This is a genomic window from Rhodobacteraceae bacterium LMO-JJ12 (assembly GCA_021555075.1).
GTDB lineage: Bacteria > Pseudomonadota > Alphaproteobacteria > Rhodobacterales > Rhodobacteraceae > JAKGBX01.
The window spans coordinates 925,771-946,982 of sequence record JAKGBX010000001.1 but is presented as its reverse complement, the minus strand read 5'-3'; the positions used below and the strand labels follow the sequence as shown (position 1 = coordinate 946,982).

Here is a 21,212-nt window from a genome sequence, read left to right as displayed (position 1 = left end):
CGCTCACGGAATCCGCATGACCGCTCGTTTGCCTGTCCTGTTCATCATTATCACGGTGATGATTGATGCCATGGGCATCGGGCTGATCATGCCGGTCATGCCCGCACTGATTTCCGATATCGAAGGCGGCAGCGTGGCACATGCGGCAATCTGGGGTGGGATACTCTCGACCGCCTTTGCCGTCATGCAGTTTCTCTTCAGCCCCTTCCTCGGCGCGCTTTCCGATCGCTTCGGGCGTCGCCCGATACTGCTGATTTCTCTGCTGGCTATGGCGGTCGATTATGCTGTCATGGCGGTGGCGCATACGATGTGGCTCTTGCTGGTTGTGCGCATGATCGGTGGCATAACGGCCGCGACCCATTCCACCGCCAACGCCTATATGGCCGATATCTCTGCCCCGCATGAAAAAGCGGCGCGTTTCGGGCTGGTGGCGGCGGGTTTCGGCGTCGGCTTTGTCCTCGGCCCCGTTCTGGGCGGCATTCTTGCCGAATATGGCACCCGCGCGCCATTCTGGGCGGCAGGCGCCCTGGCGCTGACCAATGCGATCTTTGGCTTTTTCGTGCTGCGCGAAACCGTGACAGACAGAATCCGGCGCAAATTCGAATGGCGCCGCTCCAACCCTTTCGGAGCCCTGCGCGCGGTCACAAGACTGGCCGGGCTGCGCGGGCTGATCCTGGTGTTCTTCCTGTTTCAGGTCGCCACCATGGTTTACCCCGCAATCTGGGCCTATTTCCTGACCGAGAAATTCGCCTGGAGCGAAGCGATGATCGGCTATTCTCTCGGGGTATACGGCGCTTTTTACGCGCTGTTCATGGCCTTTGGCCTGCGCCCGGCCATTGCGCGACTGGGCGAACGCGGCACAGTAATTGCCGGATTTTGGCTTGAAATCGGCTCGCTGGTGTTTCTTGCCTTTGTCGGCAACCCAATCCTGTTGATCAGCTTCATTCCGGTCGCGGCACTTGGCTCGCTGTCTTTGCCCGCCTTGCAGGCGGCGATGTCGCGTGCTGTCAGCGATGATTCCCAAGGCGAATTGCAAGGCGTGCTTTCTTCTGTCACCTCGCTGGCGATGATCCTCGCACCGCTGGCGATGACCCAGACTTTCGCCGTCTTCACCAAGGCCGATGCACCGATCTACCTGCCCGGTGCGCCGTTCCTGTTATCGGCGGTGCTCATGTTGGCCTGTCTGTGGGTCTTTGCTCGAAATTCCGCCCCGTCACCCGCCTGATTCAACGTGTTTCCCCCTTGCGCCGACCGCGCGTCGCTGCGCAGATTGGGCGCGTCACGACCGGGAAAGGGAGAGCCCGCCATGAGAGCCATCAAAGCCGCCGTCTGCCATACCTTCGGCGAACCGCTTCGTATCGAAACCGTTAATCTGCGCGCGCCCGGGCTGGGCGAAGTCGAGGTCACGCTCGAAGCGGTCGCAATCTGCCATTCCGACATTTCTTATGCCGAAGGCGCCTGGGGCGGCTCGCTTCCGGCGGTCTATGGCCACGAGGCGGCAGGTAAAGTCGCGTCGGTGGGCGAAGGCGTGCGCGACTTCGCGGTCGGCGATGATGTGCTGGTCACGCTGATCCGCGCCTGCGGCACCTGCCCGTCCTGCGCCAGCGGCAAACCGACGATCTGCGAAACGCCCTATGATGGCGACACCGGGCCGCTTGCGATGCCCGATGGCAGCAAGCTGCATCAGGCCATGGCCTGCGGTGCCTTCGCCGAAGCCGTGGTGGTGGATCAGTCGCAACTGGTCCATCTGCCCGCCACGATGGACAAGGATGTCGCGTCGCTCTTGTCTTGCGGGGTCATTACCGGCGTTGGCGCCGTGGTCAATTCCGCAGGCTTGCGCGCCGGTCAGGACGTGGTTGTGATCGGCGCAGGCGGCGTCGGCCTCAACGCCATTCAAGGCGCACGGATTGCCGGTGCACGCCGGATCGTTGCGGTAGATATGAGCGAAGACAAACTCGATGTCGCGATGGAATTTGGTGCAACGGATGGCATCTTGGCAACGCAGAAAAGCCCCTGGCGCCACGCGATTAAGGCAATGGGGCGCGGCGCCGACGCGGTATTCGTCACCGTCGGCGCGGTTCAGGCCTATGACACGGCGCCGCGCTATCTTGCGCGGGGTGGCAAGGTTCTGATGGTCGGTATGCCGCATTCCGACGCGGTCTCAACCTACTCACCGGTGATGATGGCTGCGGTCGGCCAAGGCATGGTTGGCACCAAGATGGGTGACACGGTGATCCGCCGCGACATTCCCTGGATGATCGACCTCTACCAACAGGGGCGGCTGAAGCTTGACGAATTGATCTCGAACCGCTGGCGGCTCGATCAGATCAACGAAGCGATCACCGACACGAAGTCAGGCGCAGCGCGGCGCAACGTGATCCTTTTTTGACAACTTGTCAGTCAAGGTCGAACGCACCGTCCCAGGCGAACCCGACAAATGCACGCTCTTCGCCACCCAACCGGCGATAGAGCGCAAGGGCGGGCGTATTTTCCGGCTCAGTTCCCAGCCAGATACCCTCGCAACCGCGCGCCCGCGCCCGTGCAAACAACCCCCTACTGACGGCCGAGCCATAGCCACGCCGCCTATACTCATCATGTGTGCTGACTTCATTTACAAACAGGCTGGGAGGTTTATCGGGGTGCAATAGGATCGTGCCCGAGGCAAAGGCCACGATCCTGTCGTCCACGATCACAACAACTATTTCGTTCAGTGGGTTCTCCAGGAAATCCCGCGCCTGCTCTGGGTCAATGGGGAAATCGAATACTCCCTCCTCGACAGTCAGCAAAAGCCCGATATCCTGCGGCCCAAGCAATTTCGTTTCCATATCCGCCTCGCTTGAAAGGTATACCCCATGAAACTCGCCGATCTCGATGTGATTGTCACCGCGCCGCCCGCACCCGGCTGGGGTGGGCGCTATTGGATTCTGGTCAAGCTGACCACCGACACAGGCATCGTCGGTTGGGGCGAATGCTATGCCTCGTCTGTCGGCCCCACCGCCATGAAAGCCGTGATCGAAGATGTTTTTGTCCGTCATATGGCCGGTGAAAACCCCGAGAATATCGAGCTGATGTTTCGCCGTGCCTATTCCAGCGGCTTTACCCAGCGCCCCGATCTAACGGTGATGGGTGCCTTTTCCGGTCTGGAAATCGCCTGCTGGGACATCATCGGCAAGGCTCGCGAGCGTCCGGTGCATGCCTTACTCGGTGGGCGGATGAATGAGCGCATCCGCGCCTATACCTATCTCTATCCTCAGCCCGATCAGGATATGGCGACCTTCTGGACCGACCCGCAAGCCGCCGCCGTTTCAGCCCTCGCCATGGTCGAGAAAGGCTACACCGCAGTCAAATTCGACCCTGCCGGCCCCTACACAATGCGCGGCGGCCATATGCCCGCAATGTCTGACATCACCACCTCGGTAGAATTCTGCAAGTTGATCCGCGAGGCTGTCGGAAACCGCGCCGATCTGCTTTTTGGCACCCACGGACAATTCAACACCGCAGGCGCCATCCGTCTTGGACAAGCGCTTGAGCCTTATTCCCCGCTTTGGTTCGAAGAACCCACACCGCCCGACAATATCGAGGACATGGCCCGCGTGGCGCGCAATGTGCGTATCCCCGTAGCGACCGGCGAACGGATGACCACCAAGGCCGAGTTCGCCGCCGTGTTGCGTGCCGGGGCCGCCGAAATCCTGCAACCCGCCCTTGGCCGTGCCGGTGGCATCTGGGAGATGAAGAAGGTCGCCGCCATTGCCGAAGTCTTCAACGCGCAGATCGCCCCGCATCTCTATGCCGGACCGATCGAATGGGCCGCCAACGTGCAACTTGCCGCTTCAATCCCCAACATCCTGATGGTTGAAAGCATCGAAACCCCGTTCCATCACGATCTGATCAAGGGCACGATCACGGTGGAAAACGGCTTTGTCACCCCGCCCGACGCCCCCGGCCTCGGCATCGAAGTCGACGAAGCACTGGCCCGCGCCCATCCCTACAGTGGCAACCATCTGCATCTGCAAATGCAGGAAGCGCCCTGCGACTATCAAAATGGCAATAATTTCCAGGGCGGCGCACCGGCCAAATCCGACTGACCTGCCTCTACAATCCGCCTTCGCACGCCATTCTGCGCTTGAACTCGCCAAACGACGCCCCACATGCTAAACGATGAATACATCAAGACGAAGGACACCTGCGTTGGACCTCAAAACCCCTCCTGCCCCACCGACGGAAATGGCCCGTAGTGCGGCCAGCGCCGCCGCCTATCTCAAGACGCTGGCCCATGAGGGTCGGCTGATGATCCTGTGCCATCTTGGCTCGGGCGAAAAATCGGTGGGCGAGTTGGAAACCCTGCTGGAAATCCGTCAGGCCGCCGTCAGCCAGATGCTGGCGCGCCTGCGCGAAGAAGGGCTGGTGTCGACCCGCCGCGACGGCAAGACGGTCTTTTACAGCCTCGCGGACGAGAGCACCTACGAGGTGATCTCACTGCTCTATCGGCTGTTTTGCAGCCCCGACGGCGCCCGCCCCGATGATCCTGTCGAGTGTTCCTGAACACGCGCCCCGCCGCACCTGAAATCGGGCGCAGGCGGGACACGCAGCTGCGTTTTATGCCTCCAGAGGCTCAAACTTACAGGTGAAATGCCGCATCAGCTTTTGCTCCCAAGTGATGCGATACCCCCTCAGGCTGTCTTTCATCGCGGCCAATTCAGCAAATACCTCGACCAGATAATCTGCATGGCTCTGGGTATATGTCCGACGCGGAAAGGCCAGCCGCACAAGGTCCATCGCCGCAGGTGTTTCGCTGCCATCTGGATGACGGCCAAACATCACCGTGCCAATTTCACAGCCCCGAATGCCACCCAGTTCATAGAGCGCCACCGCGACCGCCTGACCGGGATACGAGAGCGGATCAATATGCGAAAGCCACGCGCGCGCATCAATGAACACCGCATGCCCCCCCGCGGGTTTGACCACCGGCACGCCCAGCGCATCCAACCGCTCGATAATATAAGCATTGGTGCGGATGCGATACCGCAGGTAATCCTCGTCAACGATTTCGGCCAACCCCTGCGCCACCGCCTCAAGATCGCGCCCCGCCATCCCGCCATAGGTCGGGAAACCTTCGGTGCGGATCAGATGCGCGCGCGCCGCTTCGGCCATCTCATCATCGTTCAGCGCAAGCCAACCGCCGATATTGCCAAAGGCATCCTTCTTGGCGCTCATCGTCATTGCATCGGCATCGGCAAAGCAATCGCGCACGATCTCGGTGATCGAGCGGTCTTGCTGCCCCGCCTCGCGCTGCTTGATGAACCATGCGTTTTCGGCAAACCGACAACCGTCGATGATGAAGGGCTTGCCAAACTCACGCGCCATCGCCGCCACTTCGCGGATGTTTTCAAGGCTCACGGGTTGCCCGCCGCCCGCATTATTGGTGATGGTCAGCATCACACAAGGCACCGCATCCCCTTGGGTCTGCAAAAAGCTGCGCAGCTTGTCGAGATCCATGTTGCCCTTGAACGGGTGCAGCGATTGCGGATCTCTGCCCTCGTCAATCACCAGATCGGTGGCCATGGCCCCCGAAGCTTCGATATTGCCGCGCGTGGTGTCAAAATGGGTGTTGCTCGGCACATTTCGCCCCGCGCCGCCCAGAATTGAGAAAAGTATCGCTTCCGCCGCACGGCCCTGATGCACCGGGATCACATGCTTGAACGGCATCAGGTTTTTTACCGCCGCCTCAAAGCGATAGAACGAGGGCGACCCGGCATAGCTTTCATCGCCACGCATGATCGCCGCCCATTGCTCAGAACTCATCGCGCCTGTGCCGCTATCGGTCAACAGGTCGATCATCACATCATCGGAATGCAGGGTGAACAGGTTGTAATTTGCCTTGCGCATCAATGCTTTGCGCTCATCCAGCGTGGTCATGCGAATGGGCTCAACAGATTTGATACGGAAGGGTTCGAAAATGGTCGTCATCAGGGGCTCCTGTGGGACAGCCCCTCTGACGTCGTGGCAACTCTTTTACACGACAGGGGCCAGCGCCGCGGTTGTCCGATGCCCGGACCGCGCTCAGCGCCCTTGAAGTTGCCCCTTTTTTGTTACACCCGCAACGGCCCTCGTCAAGCCCCGTCAGAGGCGACTTATTGCGACAAAACCGCCGTTGCCTCGATCTCAAGAAGTGCGCCCTCTTCGACCAATGCCGCCACCACAACAAGGCTCATGGCCGGGAAATTGCGCCCGATCACCTTGCGATAGGTCTCGCCAATCTCGCGCTGCTTGGCCAGATATTCCTGCTTGTCGGTCACAAACCACGTCATGCGCACGATATCCGCCGCCGTGCCGCCCGCCGCCTCGACGATGGCCATGATGTTCCTGAGCACCTGTTCCATCTGGCCGATGAAATCGTCATGCTCAAACACTTCCTCGGCGTTCCAGCCGACTTGCCCGCCGATATACAAGGTTCCGTTCTCGGCCAGAACACCGTTGGAATACCCTTTGGCCGGGGCCCAGCCCTCGGGGTGAATGATCTCGTTTGGCATGTCTCTCTCCTTGGACTGTTCTGCGTAAGTATTGGCACTTACGGTTATTTTGGCGCTGTCAGGCGACCGTTGTTACGATGCTGCGGCCTCTGTCACGACCACGCGAATGTTGTCGCGCACGTTGTTCGGCCACGGCTCCGGGCCAGTCTTTGCATTGATATGAACCAGCGTCGATTGCGCCGAAAACCGCAACTCTCCGTCGCATTCTGCGCGAAGCGCCAACCCCATGCTGGTCGTGCCAAGCCGGGTGCACTCAAGATGGATCTGCAAGACATCCCCCAACCGACAGGGCGCCTTGAACTTCGTCTCAATCTGCGCAGTCGGTATGCCATGCGCCGGATGCATCGCTGCAAACGGATAGGCCAAGTCAACCTCGAAGAACTCTTCGATGGTGTCGTTGATCATCTCGAAGAAGCGCGGATAAAAAACGATCCCCGCCGCGTCGCAATGGCGAAACTTCACCTTCTGCGTGAAAACGAAACTCATGCGCCACTCCTCATTCCTGTCGCAACCTGAACCGTTGTATCTTGCCGGTCTGGGTTTTTGGCAATGCGTCGATAAACCTCACGCTGCGCGGATATTTATAGGGCGCGATGGTATCCTTCACATGGTCCTGAAGCTTTTTCACCGTGCGCGCGTCCGCCGCCCACCCCTCGGCCAACACCACATAGGCTTCCACGATACGGCCCCGCGCACTGTCCGGCGCGCCGATCACGCCGCATTCCACAACCGCCGGATGCGACAACAGGGCCGCCTCCACCTCTGGCCCGGCGATGTTGTAGCCTGACGAGACGATCATATCGTCATTGCGGGCGGCAAAATGCAGATAGCCGTCTTCATCCTGCGCGAAACTGTCGCCCGTGATGTTCCAGCCGTCCTGCACATAGGCCGTCTGACGCGCATCCGCGAGATAGCGACACCCCGTCGGCCCCCGCACCGCCAGCCGCCCAACCTCGCCGCGCGGCAACTCTTCGCCGCTCTCGTCGATGATCTTCACCTCATAGCCCGTCACTGGCTTGCCGGTGCAGGCCGGGCGGTGATCATCAAACCGATTGGTAATGAAGATATGCAGCATCTCGGTTGCACCGATCCCGTCAAGCATCGGCTTGCCGGTCTTCTTCATCCATTCGTCATAAACTGGCGCGGGCAGCGTCTCGCCCGCCGAAACGGCCGCGCGCAGACTGCTCAGGTCTGCCCCCTCCTCCATCGCCCGCATCATCGCGCGATAGGCGGTCGGCGCGGTAAAACACACCGTCGCTTTGTATTTTTCGATAATCTCGATCAGGTTCGCCGGCGTCGCCTGTTCCAAAAGGGTCGCCGTCGCACCAAACCGCAACGGAAAGATCGCCAGCCCGCCAAGGCCAAAAGTAAACGCCAGCGGCGGCGAGCCAATGAACACATCTTCGGGCTGCACATTCAGCACCTCGCGCGCATAGCCATCCGCGATGATCAGAAGGTCGCGGTGAAAATGCATCGCCGCCTTCGGCTCGCCCGTGGTCCCCGAGGTAAAGCCCAAAAGCGCCACATCATCGCGCCCGGTCTGCACCGCCTCGAACCGCACGGATTTTTCCAGCGCCATCCGGTCCAACTCGGCGTCATGGTTCGACGTGCCGTCAAACCCGACCACATGGTTCAGAAACCGGCTCTTCTTGGCGCAGGCGTCCATGTCCTCCATCAGCCGCGTATCGCACAGCGCATGGCTGATCTCGGCCTTGTCGACAATCGCCGCCAACTCGCCCGCACGCAGCATCGGCATGGTGTTGACCACCACCGCCCCCGCCTTGGTCGCCGCCAGCCAACACGCCACCATCGCCGGATTGTTGGCCGAACGGATCAGCACCCGGTTGCCGGGGCGCACCCCCAGATCCTCAACCAACACATGCGCCAACCGGTTGGTCCAGTCGGTCAACTCCTTATAGGTCCGCTGCCGCCCGTTGCCGATCAAGGCCGTGTGATCGCCAAACCCCTTGGCCACCATCGCATCGGTCAACTCATACCCCGCGTTCAGCAGGTCAGGATATTGAAACCCATCCAGCAGAAAATCGGGCCACTGGTCGCGGGGTGGCAGGTTATCACGTGCAAACGTGTCGATATGTGCGCTCGGTCCCAACATCATCTTGCTCCCTGAAATGCGCCCATCGTCTGGCGTGCAATGACCACACGCTGCACGTCCGACGCGCCTTCATAAATCCGCAACGCCCTGATATCGCGGTAAAGTTCCTCAACCTTCTGACCGGATTTCACCCCGTCACCGCCATGCAACTGCACCGCGCGATCAATCACCAACTGCGCCTGATCGGTCGAGAAAAGTTTGGCCATCGCCGCCTCGCGCGTCACCCGCGCCGCCCCCGAATCCTTGGCCCAGGCCGCGCGATAAACCAACAGTGCGGCGGCATCCACATCCAGCGCCATATCGGCTATATGCCCCTGCACCATCTGCAACTCAAAGAGCGGCGCACCCTGAACTTCGCGTGTGGCGACCCGCCCCAATGCCTCGTCCAGCGCGCGGCGCGCAAACCCCAACGCCGCCGCCGCCACGGTCGATCGGAACACATCAAGCACCGACATCGCGATGCGAAACCCCTGCCCCGGCGCGCCCAACATTGCCGTTTTAGGAATACGGCAATTGCTAAAGCGCAACGTCGCCAGCGGATGCGGCGCAATGGTCTCCAGCCGCTCAACCACCTCAAACCCCGGCAAACCGGCCGACACGACAAAGGCGCTAAGCCCCTTGGCCCCCGGCCCCTCACCCGTGCGCGCAAACAGGGTATAGACATCCGCAATTCCACCGTTGGAAATCCATGTCTTTTCGCCGCTCAGCACATAATCATCACCATCGGGCGTCGCCGTCATGGTCGAATTGGCCACATCCGACCCCGATTGCGGCTCGGTCAACGCAAAGGCCGAAATCGCGCGCCCCGAACGCGTCTGGGGCAACCACTCCGCTTTCTGCTCCGCGTTGCCAAAAAGCGAAATCGCCCCGGTCCCCAACCCCTGCATGGCAAAGGCGAAATCCGCCAACCCATCATGGCGCGCCAAGGTCTCGCGGATCAGGCAGAGCGTGCGCACATCCAGCACCTCATCGCCCTCTGCCCCGGTCGGCTGCAACCAACCATCGCGCCCCAGCGTCGTGACCAGCGCGCGACAGGCCGCATCGGTGTCGGAATGGTCAATCGCGTCCAGCGCGCCCGCCGCCCAATCCTCCAACCGCTCGGCCAACGCCTTGTGCCGATCCTCAAAAAACGGCCAGTCCAGAAAACTCCGATCAGCCATAAGCGCGCTCCCCCTGCTTCATTTTGCCAAAAATATCCCCGCCGGAGGCTCCCTCGGACATCACGCTCAATCCCCCTCGAAAACCGGACGCTCCTTGGCGACAAACGCCTCATAGGCCCGCTCGAAATCACCGGTCTGCATACAGATCGCCTGCGCCTGCGCTTCCGCTTCGATCGCCTGTTCGATCGACATCGACCATTCCTGCGCCAGCATGGTCTTGGTCATCATATGCCCGAAATTCGGCCCCGCCACGAGCCGCCTGGCCCAATCCTGCGCCTCCCCTTCAAGGGCATCTCCGGCCACCAACTTGTTATGAAAGCCCCAATTCGCGCCCTCGTCGGCACTCATGAAGCGCCCGGTATAGAGCAGCTCTGCCGCGCGCCCCTGCCCGATGATCCGCGGCAGGATCGCACAGGCGCCCATGTCACAACCGGCCAAACCAACGCGGGTGAACAAGAAGCCCACCTTGGCCTCTGGCGTGGCGATCCTGAGATCCGACGCCATGGCGATGATCGCCCCCGCACCCGCGCAAATCCCATCAATCGCGGCGATCACAGGCACCCCGCAATTCACCATCGCCTTGACCAGATCGCCGGTCATGCGGGTGAAATTCAGCAGCTCTTTCATGTTCATCTTTGTCAGCGGCCCGATGATGTCATGCACATCGCCACCGGACGAAAAATTGCCACCGTTCGACGCAAAGACCACGGCCTTGACCTCATCATCATAGACCAGATCACGAAACCAGTCGCGCAGTTCGGCATAGCTTTCAAACGTTAGCGGATTCTTTCGATCCGGCCGGTTCAATGCGATGGTCGCAATGCCATCCTCGATCCGACACAAGAAATGTTTTACGTCGCTGCGCATCAGCTTTCCTTCTCTTCAATTGACTTGATCACTTCGTTGAGCAAACCCGAAAGCCGTTCTGCCCGCTCACCTTCCACATCCCGCAACATGGCATCAATCCAGGCTTCATGCGCCTCGGCCTGACGCGCAAACTCGCAGCGCCCCTTATCCGTCAGCCGCGCGCGCAGGGCCCGACGGTCGCCCGCCACCTTCTCACGCACCACCAGACCGTCACTCTCCAACCGGTCGATAATCCCGGTCACATTGCCGTTGGAAACCCTCAAAACCCCAGACAACGCACTCATCTTCAGGCCGTCCGGATCACGCGACAGCGCCGCCATCACGTCAAACCGCGGCAAGGTCGAGGCAAACTCGACGCGCAAATTCTCGCGCAATTCCGTCTCGATCAGGCGCGACGCTTTCAATATCCGCAACCACAAACGCAGCCGTGACTTACTCTCAACACCCTCGGACTCGGATATGTTTTTCACAGCATGGCTCATGCCCGTTCCATCTCCGCTTCCCGATCTGCCAGCCGCCAGGCCTGATCGCGCCCGGCCTCATAAGGGCGCGGCCATACACCCTGCCGGTCTCCGATGCGCGCAGCCTCATGCAGCGTCCAATACGGGTCGGCCAGATGCGGCCGCCCCACCGCCACCAGATCGGCCCGCCCCGCCATCAAGATCGAGTTGGCATGATCGGCCTCATAGATATTGCCCACCGCCATGGTCGAAATTCCTGCCTCGTTGCGGATGCGGTCAGAAAATGGCGTCTGGAACATCCGGCCATAAACGGGCCGCGCCTCAACCGAAGTCTGCCCGGCAGACACGTCGATAATATCGGCCCCCGCAACGCGGAACATGGCCGCAATTTCCACCGCCTCATCCGGCGTTACCCCGGCCTCACCAACCCAGTCATTGGCTGAAATGCGCACCGACATCGGCTTGCCTTCAGGCCAGACCGCGCGCATCGCCGCGAACACCTCCAGAGGATAGCGCATGCGGTTTTCCAGGCTCCCTCCATACGCATCCGTACGGCGGTTCGACAGCGGCGAGATGAACGACGAGATCAGATAACCATGCGCAGCGTGCAGCTCGATCATGTCAAAGCCCGCGCGCCCCGCCATTTCGGCTGCGGCGACAAATTGACCCTTCACCGCGTCCATCTCGGCCCGTGTAATCTCTCGCGGGGTGGCATTGCCCTTTGACCACGCAATTGCCGAGGCCGACACGCACTCCCAATTGCCCTCCTTGAGCGGCGCATCCATCACCTCCCAACCCAACTGGGTCGACCCCTTGCGCCCGGAATGGCCGATCTGACAACAGATCTTCGCTTCTGTCTCGCCATGCACAAAATCAACCAGCCGCGCCCACGCCGCCTCATGTTCGGGCGCATAAAGCCCCGGACAGCCCGGCGTGATCCGCCCTTCCGGCGATACACAGGTCATCTCGGTATAGACCAGCCCCGCGCCGCCCTTGGCGCGCTCGCCATAGTGGATCAAATGCCAATCGGTCGGACAGCCATCAACCGCCTTGTATTGCGCCATGGGCGAGACAACGACGCGGTTTTTCAACGCCATATCGCGCAGTTTGTAAGGCGTGAACATGGGCGCGCGCACCGGCGCATCCCCCGCCACCCCGGCCTGATCCATGAACCACCGCTCGGCACTTTCAAGCCATTCCGGGTCACGAAGCCGCAGGTTTTCGTGGGAAATCCTCTGCGAGCGCGTCAGCAGCGAATAGTTGAACTGCACCGGGTCCATATCGAGATAGCGTTCCACCTGCTCGAACCATTCCAAACTGTTGCGCGCCGCGGATTGCAGACGCAACACTTCCAGCCGCCGCTCATCCTGATACCGCTCAAACGCGCGCTCCATACTGGCTTCGGTATTGACCAACTCGGCCAGCGCAATCGCGGAATCAAACGCCAACCTAGAGCCGGACCCAATCGAAAAATGCGCCGTCGCCGAGGCATCACCCAAAAGCACGACATTCTCATGGTGCCATTTCTCGCAGAGCACCCGCGGGAAATTCATGAACACCGCCGCACCGCGCAAATGATTGGCGTTCGAGATCAGCTTGTGACCGTCCAGATGATCGGCAAAAATCTCCTCGCATTTGGCGATGATCTCTTCTTTGGTCATGTCCTGAAACCCGAACTTGTCCCAGGTGTCCTGCTGGCATTCCACGATCACCGTCGCGGTGTCGTCATCAAACTGATAGGCATGCACCCAGACCCAGCCATGCTCGGTGCGCTCGAAAATAAAGGTAAAGGCATCGTCGAATTTCTGATGTGTGCCTAGCCAGATGAACTTGCATTCGCGCACGTCCACGTCCGGCTTGAAATGTTCGGCCCATGCGGTGCGCACCGCCGAATTGATCCCGTCACAAGCCACCACCAGATCATAGTCACCGGTGTAGTCCTCGACCGGCCCGACCACGGTTTCAAAGCGCAGATCAACCCCCAGATCACGCGCGCGCTCCTGCAACAAAAGCAGCATCTTCTTGCGTCCGATCCCGGCAAAGCCATGCCCGCCCGAAACCGTGCGTTGCCCCCCATGAATCACCGCAATATCGTCCCAATAGGCGAAATTTTCACGAATCTCTTTCGCTGAAACGGGGTCATTCTCGGTCATGTTCCCCAGCGCATCATCCGACAGAACCACGCCCCAGCCGAACGTGTCATCCGCCTTGTTGCGCTCGAACACGACCACCTCATGCGAGGGATCGCGCAGCTTCATGGATATGGCAAAATAGAGCCCCGCAGGACCGCCTCCCAAACAAGCAACGCGCATGATCTTCTCCCTGTTCACGGCCTCAGGTCATTGCCCGGGTCACGCCCCAAGGATTGCGCAGAATCAATTTTATTTCAAGCCTAAAGCTTTAAGCTTGAAATTTACCGCCATTCGCCTATCATCCCCCCAGACGCGCGACCCATCCAAGCAAAGGCCAATCTGATGCCCAAGACGTATGACCCCGGTCAGGACGGTGCGAAAATGTCCTTCAAAGAGGACATGAGCTATGGCGACTATCTCAAGATCGATCAGATCCTGACGGCGCAAAACCCCTTGTCTGACGCCCATGACGAGCTTCTGTTCATCATCCAGCACCAGACCAGCGAACTCTGGATGCGCCTTGCCCTGCACGAGATCAGCGCCGCCCGCCACCTTCTGCAACAGGGCAGATATCAACCCGCCTTCAAGATGTGCGCCCGCGTTGCGCGAATCTTCGATCAGCTCAATTCCGCCTGGGACGTGCTGCGCACCATGACACCCAGCGACTACACCACATTTCGCGAAACACTGGGCAGTTCCTCGGGCTTTCAATCGCATCAATACCGTCTGATCGAATATGCCCTGGGCAACCGCAACACCAACCTGATGAAGGTGCATGAACACCGCCCCGACCTGCACCAAAAGCTGGTCGATGAGCTGGCTCAACCCTCGCTCTATCATGTCGCGCTCAATGCGCTGGCATCCGAGACCGGCGTAACCTTTGATCCTTCCGTCTTTCGCAAAGACGCCCCGCATGAGGCCAATGCAGATGTCGAAGCGGCCTGGACCAAGGTCTATCAACAGCCCGAAACCTACTGGAATCTCTACGAATTGGCCGAAAAACTGGTCGATCTTGAGGATTACTTCCGCCGCTGGCGCTTTAACCATGTCACCACGGTAGAACGCATTATCGGCTTCAAACGCGGCACCGGCGGCACCAGCGGCGTGAAATACCTGCGCAAAATGCTGGAAGTTGAGCTTTTCCCCGAATTGTGGAACCTGCGCGGCGGGCTTTGATCCGGCCGCACCCCCGGCCTTTCGTGGAATTGTGAAATTTTTGTCATACTTCGCCTGCGCCCCTGCCCGCCATTGACGCTCCGCTTCCTCTGACGCAATCTCACGTTAAGGGGCATGCAGGCGACAAGCCTTCGCATGAATCTCTTCACGAAATCAGGAAGGCTGCCATGAACCATTTCCTCAAACCTCTCTCCACCACCGCGCTCGCGCTTGTGCTCGGGCTGACCGCGCTGCCCGCCACCGCCGCCGATCTGGTGCTTGGCCTGCAACAGGAACCGACATCGCTCGATCCCACGGCGGATGCCACTGCCTCGATCGACGGCATGATGACAATGAACGTCTTCGAGGCGCTCACGATCGTTGCGGAAAACGGCGAGGTACTGCCCAATCTCGCCAAAAGCTGGGACATCTCCGAAGACGGGCTGACCTACACTTTCCATCTCAACGAAGGTGTCAAATTCCACGACGGCACCGATTTCAACGCCGATGACGTGCTGTTCTCGTTCAACCGCGCCATGGCCGAAGACAGCGTGAACCCCTCCAAGAGCATCTTCAAACCGATCGAAAGCATAAGTGCACCTGATGCAAGCACGGTTGTATTTACGCTCAACAAAAAAGACGCCTTCTTCCTCTTCAACATGGGTCAGGGCGACAGCGCCATCGTCGCCGAGGAATCCGCCGCCACCAACAATGTCACCCCCATCGGCACCGGCCCGTTCAAATATGACAGCTGGACGCGGGGCGACCGCCTGACGCTGGTCAAGAACGCCGACTACCGCGATGCGGCCAATGTTGCGCTCGACAAGGTGACATATCGCTTCATCTCTGATCCGGCAGCCGCCACCGCCGCGATGATGGCCGAAGAGCTTGACGCCTTCCCCGGCTTCCCCGCGCCTGAGCTTCTGCCCCAGTTCGAAGCCGACCCGCGCTTTCGCGTGAACATCGGCTCGACCGAAGGCGAAGTCATCCTGGCGATGAACAACTCCAAGCCACCTTTCGACAATATCGAAGTCCGCCGCGCCATCGCCACGGCGATTGACCGCGACGAAATCATCGACGGCGCAATGTATGGCCAAGCCACCCCCATCGGCAGCTTTTATCCGCCACATGGCACCGCTTACGTCGATCTCACTGGCGCCTATCCGCATGACACCGCCAAGGCCAAGGCGGCATTTGACGCCGCCGGTATCGCAGGCACCACCGTGACCCTGCGTGTGCCGCCCTTCCCCTATGCCATGCGCTCGGGCGAAATTATTCAGGCACAACTGGCCGAGGCCGGGCTTGATGCCAAGGTCGAGAACGTCGAATGGGGTTTCTGGATTGATGAGGTCTACAAGAAGAAAAACTATGACATGACCATCATCGCCCACACCGGCCCCAACGACATGGGAAATTTCGCCCGCGGCCCGGATTATTTCTATGGCTATGATGACGCCGAATTCACCGCCCTCTGGGACGCCATCCAGACCGAGTCTGATCCCGCCAAACGCGATGAATTGCTCAAGGAAGGGCAGCAATACCTCTCCGACCAATCTGTGCATGGCTTCCTCTTTCAACTGCCGCTTCTGGGGGTCTTTCGCAACGACGTGAAAGGCTATTGGTCCTCCGCCCCGGTGCTCTACATGCCCCTCAAAGGCGTGAGCAAAGGCTGAAGCAAAGGCGTGCTGCGGGCGGATCTCTGCCCGCAGCCTGTTAGATTCCCATGGGTTATTTCCTCTTTCGCCGCACGCTCGGCTTCGCACTGACCCTGCTGGCCGTGTCGGTCGTGGTCTTTGCCGTGATGAACGTGCTGCCGGGCGATCCGGCACTCACCATCCTCGGGCTTGATGCCACCGATGACGCCCTTGCGGCCCTGCGCGAACAACTCGGCCTGAATGAGCCGCTGCTGACGCGCTATGTCCATTGGGTCTGGAACGCGCTGCACGGCGATTTCGGGATAAGCCATTCGTTCCGCGTGCCGGTGGCGACGCTAATCGGCGAACGCCTTCCCATGACCATTTCTCTCGCCGTTTCCGGCATGGTGCTGACCCTGATCGTCGCCCTCACGCTTGGTATCGGCGCCGCCGCTCGTCACCGCACCTTTGGCGACTGGGGCGTCATGTTTCTCAGTCAACTTGGCATCGCCATCCCCGCCTTCTGGCTCTCGATCCTTCTGGTGATGCTCTTCGCGGTCAAACTGCGCTGGCTGCCCCCCGGCGGCTTTCCCGGCTGGTCCGATCCGGTGCTTGCGATGCGCTCGCTCATTCTGCCCACCGTGGCGCTGGCGCTGGTGCAATCGGCGGTGCTCACCCGCGTCACGCGTTCCTCCGCCCTCGAAGTCATGCGTCAGGATTTCGTGCGCACCGCGCGCGCCTCGGGTCTGTCACACCGCCGCATCCTCTGGCGTCATGTGCTGCCCAACGCGCTGGTGCCGATCATCACCATCGTCGGCATGCAGTTCGCCGCCCTCGTCACCGGCACCATCGTGATCGAAAACGTGTTCTACCTGCCCGGCCTCGGACGGCTGATCTTTCAATCCATCTCCAACCGCGACCTGCCCACGGTGCAGGCGCTGGTCATGCTTTTCGCCGCCATCGTGGTCACCGCCAACTTCATCGTAGATCTGCTCTATGTGGTGATTGACCCGCGCCTCAAGGCCCGCGCATGAGCCGTCTTCCGACAAACCTCATCCTCGGCGCGGTGCTCGTCACGCTGGTTGTCGGTGTCGCCGCGCTTTCGCTGGTCTGGACCCCGCATGACCCAACCCTGATGAACATTCGTGGCAAATTCGCCGACCCCTCACCGACCTACTGGCTCGGTACCGATCAGTTGGGCCGCGATATCGTCTCGCAACTCATGGCGGGCGCGCGAAATTCAATGGCGGTGGCGCTGATCGCCGTGCTGGTCGGCGGCTCGATCGGCGTCGCCCTTGGCCTCTTCGCTTCGGCCCTGGGCGGCTGGGTCGAAGACGGCGTGATGCGCCTTGCCGATCTCGGCTTCGCTTTCCCCGCGCTGCTCTTTGCCATCATGCTGGCCGCTGTCTTCGGCCCCTCGCTCACCAACGCGGTGATGGCCATCGCCTTCATCAACATCCCGGTCTTTGCCCGCGTCGCGCGCGCCTCGGCCAATCAGGTCTGGACCCGCGATTTTGTCTCGGCTGCCCGCGCCGCCGGGATGAGCCGCTTTGCCATCAGCCGCGATCATATCCTGCCCAACATCGCCGCCCCGGTAATCGTGCAGGCCACCATCGAATTCGCCGTCGCCATTCTCGCCGAAGCTGCGCTCTCCTATCTCGGCCTCGGCGCGCAACCCCCCGCGTCAAGCTGGGGGAGAATGCTGTCTGAGGCGCAAACCCTGATGTATCTCGCGCCGCATCTCGCGATCTATCCCGGTCTTTGCATCGTCACCGCCGTGCTCGGCTTTGGCCTCCTGGGGGACGGGTTGCGCGACGTGACCGATCCCCGACTGGTGCGGGAGCGTTAGACATGATCGAACTCGAAAACCTCACCGCGCGATTTGACGGCCACGCCGCCCTGCGCGACATCACGCTCTCCATCGCGCCCGGCGACCGGCTTGGTGTGGTCGGCGAAAGCGGGTCGGGCAAGAGCCTTCTGGCGCTCTGCCTGATGGGCATGGCCCCCGATGCCGCCACCCTGAGCGGCCAGATCACCATCGACACCACCGACATGAGCAACGCCTCTGAGCGCACATGGGCCGCCCTGCGCGCCCGCCGCGTCGCGATGATCTTTCAGGAACCCATGGCCGCGCTCAACCCGCTGCGCCGCGTCGGCGATACCGTGGCCGAACCCATGATCGTGCACGAAGGTCTCACCGGCGACGCCGCCCGCACACGCGCACTCGCGCTCTTCAACGAGGTCGGCATCAACGACCCGGAAGCCCGCCTGCGTCAGTTCCCCCACCAGCTTTCGGGGGGGCAACGTCAACGCGTGCTGATCGCGCTGGCGCTGGCTTGTAACCCGGACCTTCTGATCGCAGACGAGCCGACCACCGCGCTCGACGCCAGCGTCGCCCTGCGCATCACCGATCTGCTGGTCCGGCTTGCCAAAGAACGCCAAATGGCGCTTGTGCTGATCTCACACGATCTCGCCGCCGTCGCGCGCGCCACCCGCGACATCGCGGTGATGTATGGCGGCGATATCGTCGAGCGTGGCCTGACCGACGAGGTGCTCTCTGCCCCGGCGCACCCCTATACCAAGGGCTTGCTCGATGCGCGCCCCGAATCCCTGGCCCAGCGACGCGACCGTGACGGCAAACGCGCCCGCCTGCCCACCATCCCCGGAAGCGTCCCGCCGCTGAGCGCGCTGCCCCACGGGTGCCGCTTCTCGGGGCGTTGCGTGGTCGAACTGCCCCAATGCGCGGCGCAGCGTCCCACCCCGCACGCCCTGAGCACAACCCGCATCGCCGCCTGCCACCTGCTTGACGAAACAGGGGGCGCGCCATGACCGCTCCGCTTCTGCAAGCCACCGGCCTCACCCGCCACTACCGGCTGCCGCGCCAATCGCTCTTTCAACCCGCGCCGGTCCTCACCGCCGTACAAAACGCCAGCTTCACACTTGAAGCCGGTGAAACCCTCGGAATCGTTGGCGAGTCGGGGTCTGGTAAATCCACGCTGGCCCGCATGGTCATGGCGTTTGAACGCCCCGACGCGGGCGAGATTCGCTTCCAGGGTCAATGCCCACACAGCCTCTCACATCGCGCCCTGCGCCAGTTGCGTCAGAAGTTCCAGATGGTCTTTCAAGACCCCTACGGCTCGCTCGATCCGCGTCGCAAGGTCGGCTGGTCCATCGCAGAACCGCTGCGCGCCACCGGCGCCACCACAGACAACGGCAAACGGGTGGACGAGGCGCTCGAACAAGTCGGCCTGCACTCCAAGGACGCCACCAAATACCCCCATGAATTCTCCGGCGGTCAGCGTCAGCGCATTGCAATCGCGCGCGCCATCGTCACCCGCCCGGCACTTCTCGTGGCGGATGAGGCGGTGTCGGCCCTTGATGTTTCGGTGCAGGCACAAGTGCTCAACCTGCTGCTCGATCTGCAGGACGAACTCGACCTTGGCATACTCTTCATCAGCCACAATCTCGCAGTTGTCGCCTCGGTCTGCGATCATGTTCTGGTCATGCAGCGCGGCAAAGTGGTTGAATCCGGTGCCGCAACGGACATATTGCATGCACCCACCCACAGCTATACCCAAACCCTGTTGCAAGCCGCAGGAGCGCGCCCATGACCCGTTTCATCCACCTCACCGACATCCACATCTCGGCTCCCGGCGCGGGCGCACCCGGTCACAAGGCCGATAACCCCGCCATACTTAGCCGTATGGTGGAAATCATCAACGCCATGCCGCAGCAGCCCGCCTTTGTCGTCGCCAGCGGCGATCTCACCGATATGGGCGATGTCGCAAGCTACAACCTCTTTCGCGATCTCACTGCCCCGTTAAAGGCGCCCCTCCTCATGGCGCTTGGCAATCACGACAAACGCGCCGCATTTCACGAAATGCGCGGCAATGCCGGTTCCGACGCGCCCTATTTCCATGATGTGGTGCATGGCGACCTCCATATCATCACCCTCGACAGTTCGGTTCCCGGCCATGTCGCCGGTGCGATCTGCGAAGCCCAGTTCACCTTTCTCACCCACGCGCTCACCCGCCATCCCGACCTGCCAAAGCTGCTGGTTATCCACCATCCCCCCCGGATCGACCCCAACGGCCTGCCCTGGGCCACGCTCGATATGGCCAGCACCGAACGGCTGGCCGCCGCCCTTGCCGGGCACAACGTCGCGGGCATCCTGTCGGGCCATATCCACATCAACCGGGTGATGCATTGGCACGGCATTCCCATTTTCGTCTCCGGCGGCCTCGACAGCTCGGTCGACCTTCTTGAAACCACCGATCTGCGCCTTGTCGAAGGCACCAGCTTTGGTATCTGCGATTGGCGCCCCTCGGGCCTAAGCGTCTCTTTCGTGCCGCTCACGCCTGAGCCTCGCGAAATCGGCGTCGTCGATCGCGCCCGGCTGGAAACCTTCGCCTGATGGCCCCCTCACGGCATTTCCCGGCCCAGGGCGCCTATAACATCCGTGATCTCGGCGGTTACAAATCCGCGTCTGGCGACACTATCCCCTGGCGTCGCTTCCTGCGTGCCGACAGCCTTCACCGACTTGAAAAAAGTGAAACCAAACGTCTGCACGGCGAAGGCCTGAACAAGGTGATCGACCTGCGCACGCCCGATGAAATCAGAGAGAAGCCAAGCCCCTTCGCAAACTACGCCGAGGTGCAATTCCTCAACCTGCCGCTGTTTGACGATCTCTCGCCCTCCGCCCTTTCCAAAACACGGCGTCCGGGCGATGATCCTCTGCTGTCCTTTTACACCGCCGCGCTCGACACCCGTGGCCCCGCGATCCGCACGATCCTGTCCGAAATTGCCACGGTCGAACGCGGCGCCGTTCTGTTCAACTGTACCGCTGGCAAGGACCGCACTGGCATCATCGCCGCGCTGCTGCTCGGAGTGGCCGACGTTTCACATGATCAGATCGTGGCCGATTACACTCTGACCGCCGAACTCATTCCCGATCTGGTGACAGAATTCCTCGCCCTGTCGCGCGCGCGCGGCGGCGATACCGAAAGCTATGCCAAACTCCTGCAAAGCCCGGCCACCACCATGGCCCGCACGCTTGAGAAGATCGACACCCGCCACGGCTCGACCACCGGTTATCTCAGATCCATCGGCATGCCCTCGGACGAAATCAACCAACTGCGCAGAAAACTGCTCGCGCGCTGA

The 21,212-nt window shown here is 61.1% G+C and carries 21 protein-coding genes; 12 read left to right on the top strand and 9 right to left on the bottom strand.

Going from position 1 to position 21,212, the window contains the following annotated elements:
- Positions 1 to 16: 16 nt before the first annotated feature.
- Positions 17 to 1,225 (top strand): TCR/Tet family MFS transporter, encoded by a 1,209-nt coding sequence (locus LZG00_04525; protein ID MCF3593258.1) that lies wholly within the window; start codon positions 17 to 19, stop codon positions 1,223 to 1,225.
- An 81-nt stretch (positions 1,226 to 1,306) separates the two neighbouring features.
- Positions 1,307 to 2,389 carry an alcohol dehydrogenase catalytic domain-containing protein gene (locus tag LZG00_04520; GenBank protein MCF3593257.1) on the top strand — a complete coding sequence of 361 codons (1,083 nt, stop codon included), beginning with the start codon at positions 1,307 to 1,309 and terminating at the stop codon, positions 2,387 to 2,389.
- Positions 2,390 to 2,396: 7 nt separating this feature from the next.
- On the opposite strand, the gene LZG00_04515 is transcribed toward LZG00_04520, so the two are convergent.
- Positions 2,397 to 2,825: a GNAT family N-acetyltransferase gene (locus LZG00_04515; protein MCF3593256.1), complete on the bottom strand. Its 429-nt coding sequence runs from the start codon at positions 2,823 to 2,825 to the stop codon at positions 2,397 to 2,399.
- Between the two features lie 27 nt (positions 2,826 to 2,852).
- Between LZG00_04515 and LZG00_04510 the strand changes: the two genes are divergently transcribed.
- Positions 2,853 to 4,085 (top strand): mandelate racemase/muconate lactonizing enzyme family protein, encoded by a 1,233-nt coding sequence (locus LZG00_04510; GenBank protein MCF3593255.1) that lies wholly within the window; start codon positions 2,853 to 2,855, stop codon positions 4,083 to 4,085.
- Positions 4,086 to 4,224: 139 nt separating this feature from the next.
- Positions 4,225 to 4,542 carry a metalloregulator ArsR/SmtB family transcription factor gene (locus LZG00_04505; GenBank protein ID MCF3593254.1) on the top strand — a complete coding sequence of 106 codons (318 nt, stop codon included), beginning with the start codon at positions 4,225 to 4,227 and terminating at the stop codon, positions 4,540 to 4,542.
- 54 nt (positions 4,543 to 4,596) lie between these two features.
- Here the strand turns inward: LZG00_04505 and LZG00_04500 are convergent, their stop codons facing one another.
- The 8 genes from LZG00_04500 to LZG00_04465 all read right to left on the bottom strand — a co-directional run bounded on the left by LZG00_04500 (position 4,597) and on the right by LZG00_04465 (position 13,443).
- Complete coding sequence (locus LZG00_04500) at positions 4,597 to 5,967, bottom strand: tryptophanase (GenBank protein MCF3593253.1); 1,371 nt, start codon at positions 5,965 to 5,967, stop codon at positions 4,597 to 4,599.
- Positions 5,968 to 6,131: 164 nt separating this feature from the next.
- A complete protein-coding gene (locus tag LZG00_04495) occupies positions 6,132 to 6,530 on the bottom strand; it encodes a RidA family protein (GenBank protein ID MCF3593252.1) in 399 nt (132 codons plus the stop codon).
- A gap of 72 nt (positions 6,531 to 6,602) precedes the next feature.
- Positions 6,603 to 7,016, bottom strand: coding sequence for an acyl-CoA thioesterase (locus LZG00_04490; protein MCF3593251.1), 414 nt, complete (start codon positions 7,014 to 7,016; stop codon positions 6,603 to 6,605).
- Between the two features lie 10 nt (positions 7,017 to 7,026).
- The gene (locus LZG00_04485) at positions 7,027 to 8,643 is read right to left on the bottom strand and encodes an AMP-binding protein (protein MCF3593250.1); all 1,617 of its coding nucleotides are present in this window, start codon (positions 8,641 to 8,643) and stop codon (positions 7,027 to 7,029) included.
- The gene (locus LZG00_04480; protein MCF3593249.1) at positions 8,643 to 9,803 is read right to left on the bottom strand and encodes an acyl-CoA dehydrogenase family protein; all 1,161 of its coding nucleotides are present in this window, start codon (positions 9,801 to 9,803) and stop codon (positions 8,643 to 8,645) included. Before LZG00_04480 ends, LZG00_04485 begins: the two co-directional genes overlap by 1 nt.
- Before the next feature lie 66 nt (positions 9,804 to 9,869).
- Entirely contained in the window at positions 9,870 to 10,670 is an 801-nt protein-coding gene (locus tag LZG00_04475; protein ID MCF3593248.1) for an enoyl-CoA hydratase family protein, read from the bottom strand.
- Entirely contained in the window at positions 10,670 to 11,152 is a 483-nt protein-coding gene (locus LZG00_04470; GenBank protein ID MCF3593247.1) for a MarR family transcriptional regulator, read from the bottom strand. Before LZG00_04470 ends, LZG00_04475 begins: the two co-directional genes overlap by 1 nt.
- Positions 11,149 to 13,443, bottom strand: a complete 2,295-nt coding sequence (locus tag LZG00_04465) for a bifunctional salicylyl-CoA 5-hydroxylase/oxidoreductase (GenBank protein ID MCF3593246.1) — start codon at positions 13,441 to 13,443, stop codon at positions 11,149 to 11,151. Before LZG00_04465 ends, LZG00_04470 begins: the two co-directional genes overlap by 4 nt.
- 162 nt (positions 13,444 to 13,605) lie before the next feature.
- Here LZG00_04465 and kynA point away from each other — a divergent pair, with 162 nt between their 5' ends.
- The 8 genes from kynA to LZG00_04425 all read left to right on the top strand — a co-directional run bounded on the left by kynA (position 13,606) and on the right by LZG00_04425 (position 21,212).
- On the top strand, positions 13,606 to 14,439 hold the full coding sequence (gene kynA / locus LZG00_04460; GenBank protein ID MCF3593245.1) for a tryptophan 2,3-dioxygenase: 834 nt from the start codon (positions 13,606 to 13,608) through the stop codon (positions 14,437 to 14,439).
- Positions 14,440 to 14,606: 167 nt separating this feature from the next.
- Positions 14,607 to 16,091 carry an ABC transporter substrate-binding protein gene (locus tag LZG00_04455; protein ID MCF3593244.1) on the top strand — a complete coding sequence of 495 codons (1,485 nt, stop codon included), beginning with the start codon at positions 14,607 to 14,609 and terminating at the stop codon, positions 16,089 to 16,091.
- Positions 16,092 to 16,141: 50 nt separating this feature from the next.
- On the top strand, positions 16,142 to 17,086 hold the full coding sequence (locus LZG00_04450; GenBank protein ID MCF3593243.1) for an ABC transporter permease: 945 nt from the start codon (positions 16,142 to 16,144) through the stop codon (positions 17,084 to 17,086).
- On the top strand, positions 17,083 to 17,901 hold the full coding sequence (locus LZG00_04445) for an ABC transporter permease (GenBank protein ID MCF3593242.1): 819 nt from the start codon (positions 17,083 to 17,085) through the stop codon (positions 17,899 to 17,901). Before LZG00_04450 ends, LZG00_04445 begins: the two co-directional genes overlap by 4 nt.
- Before the next feature lie 2 nt (positions 17,902 to 17,903).
- Positions 17,904 to 18,881, top strand: a complete 978-nt coding sequence (locus LZG00_04440) for an ABC transporter ATP-binding protein (protein ID MCF3593241.1) — start codon at positions 17,904 to 17,906, stop codon at positions 18,879 to 18,881.
- Positions 18,878 to 19,663 (top strand): ATP-binding cassette domain-containing protein, encoded by a 786-nt coding sequence (locus LZG00_04435; protein MCF3593240.1) that lies wholly within the window; start codon positions 18,878 to 18,880, stop codon positions 19,661 to 19,663. Before LZG00_04440 ends, LZG00_04435 begins: the two co-directional genes overlap by 4 nt.
- A complete protein-coding gene (locus tag LZG00_04430; protein MCF3593239.1) occupies positions 19,660 to 20,466 on the top strand; it encodes a metallophosphoesterase in 807 nt (268 codons plus the stop codon). Before LZG00_04435 ends, LZG00_04430 begins: the two co-directional genes overlap by 4 nt.
- A complete protein-coding gene (locus LZG00_04425) occupies positions 20,466 to 21,212 on the top strand; it encodes a tyrosine-protein phosphatase (protein ID MCF3593238.1) in 747 nt (248 codons plus the stop codon). The genes LZG00_04430 and LZG00_04425 overlap by 1 nt, the downstream gene beginning before the upstream one ends.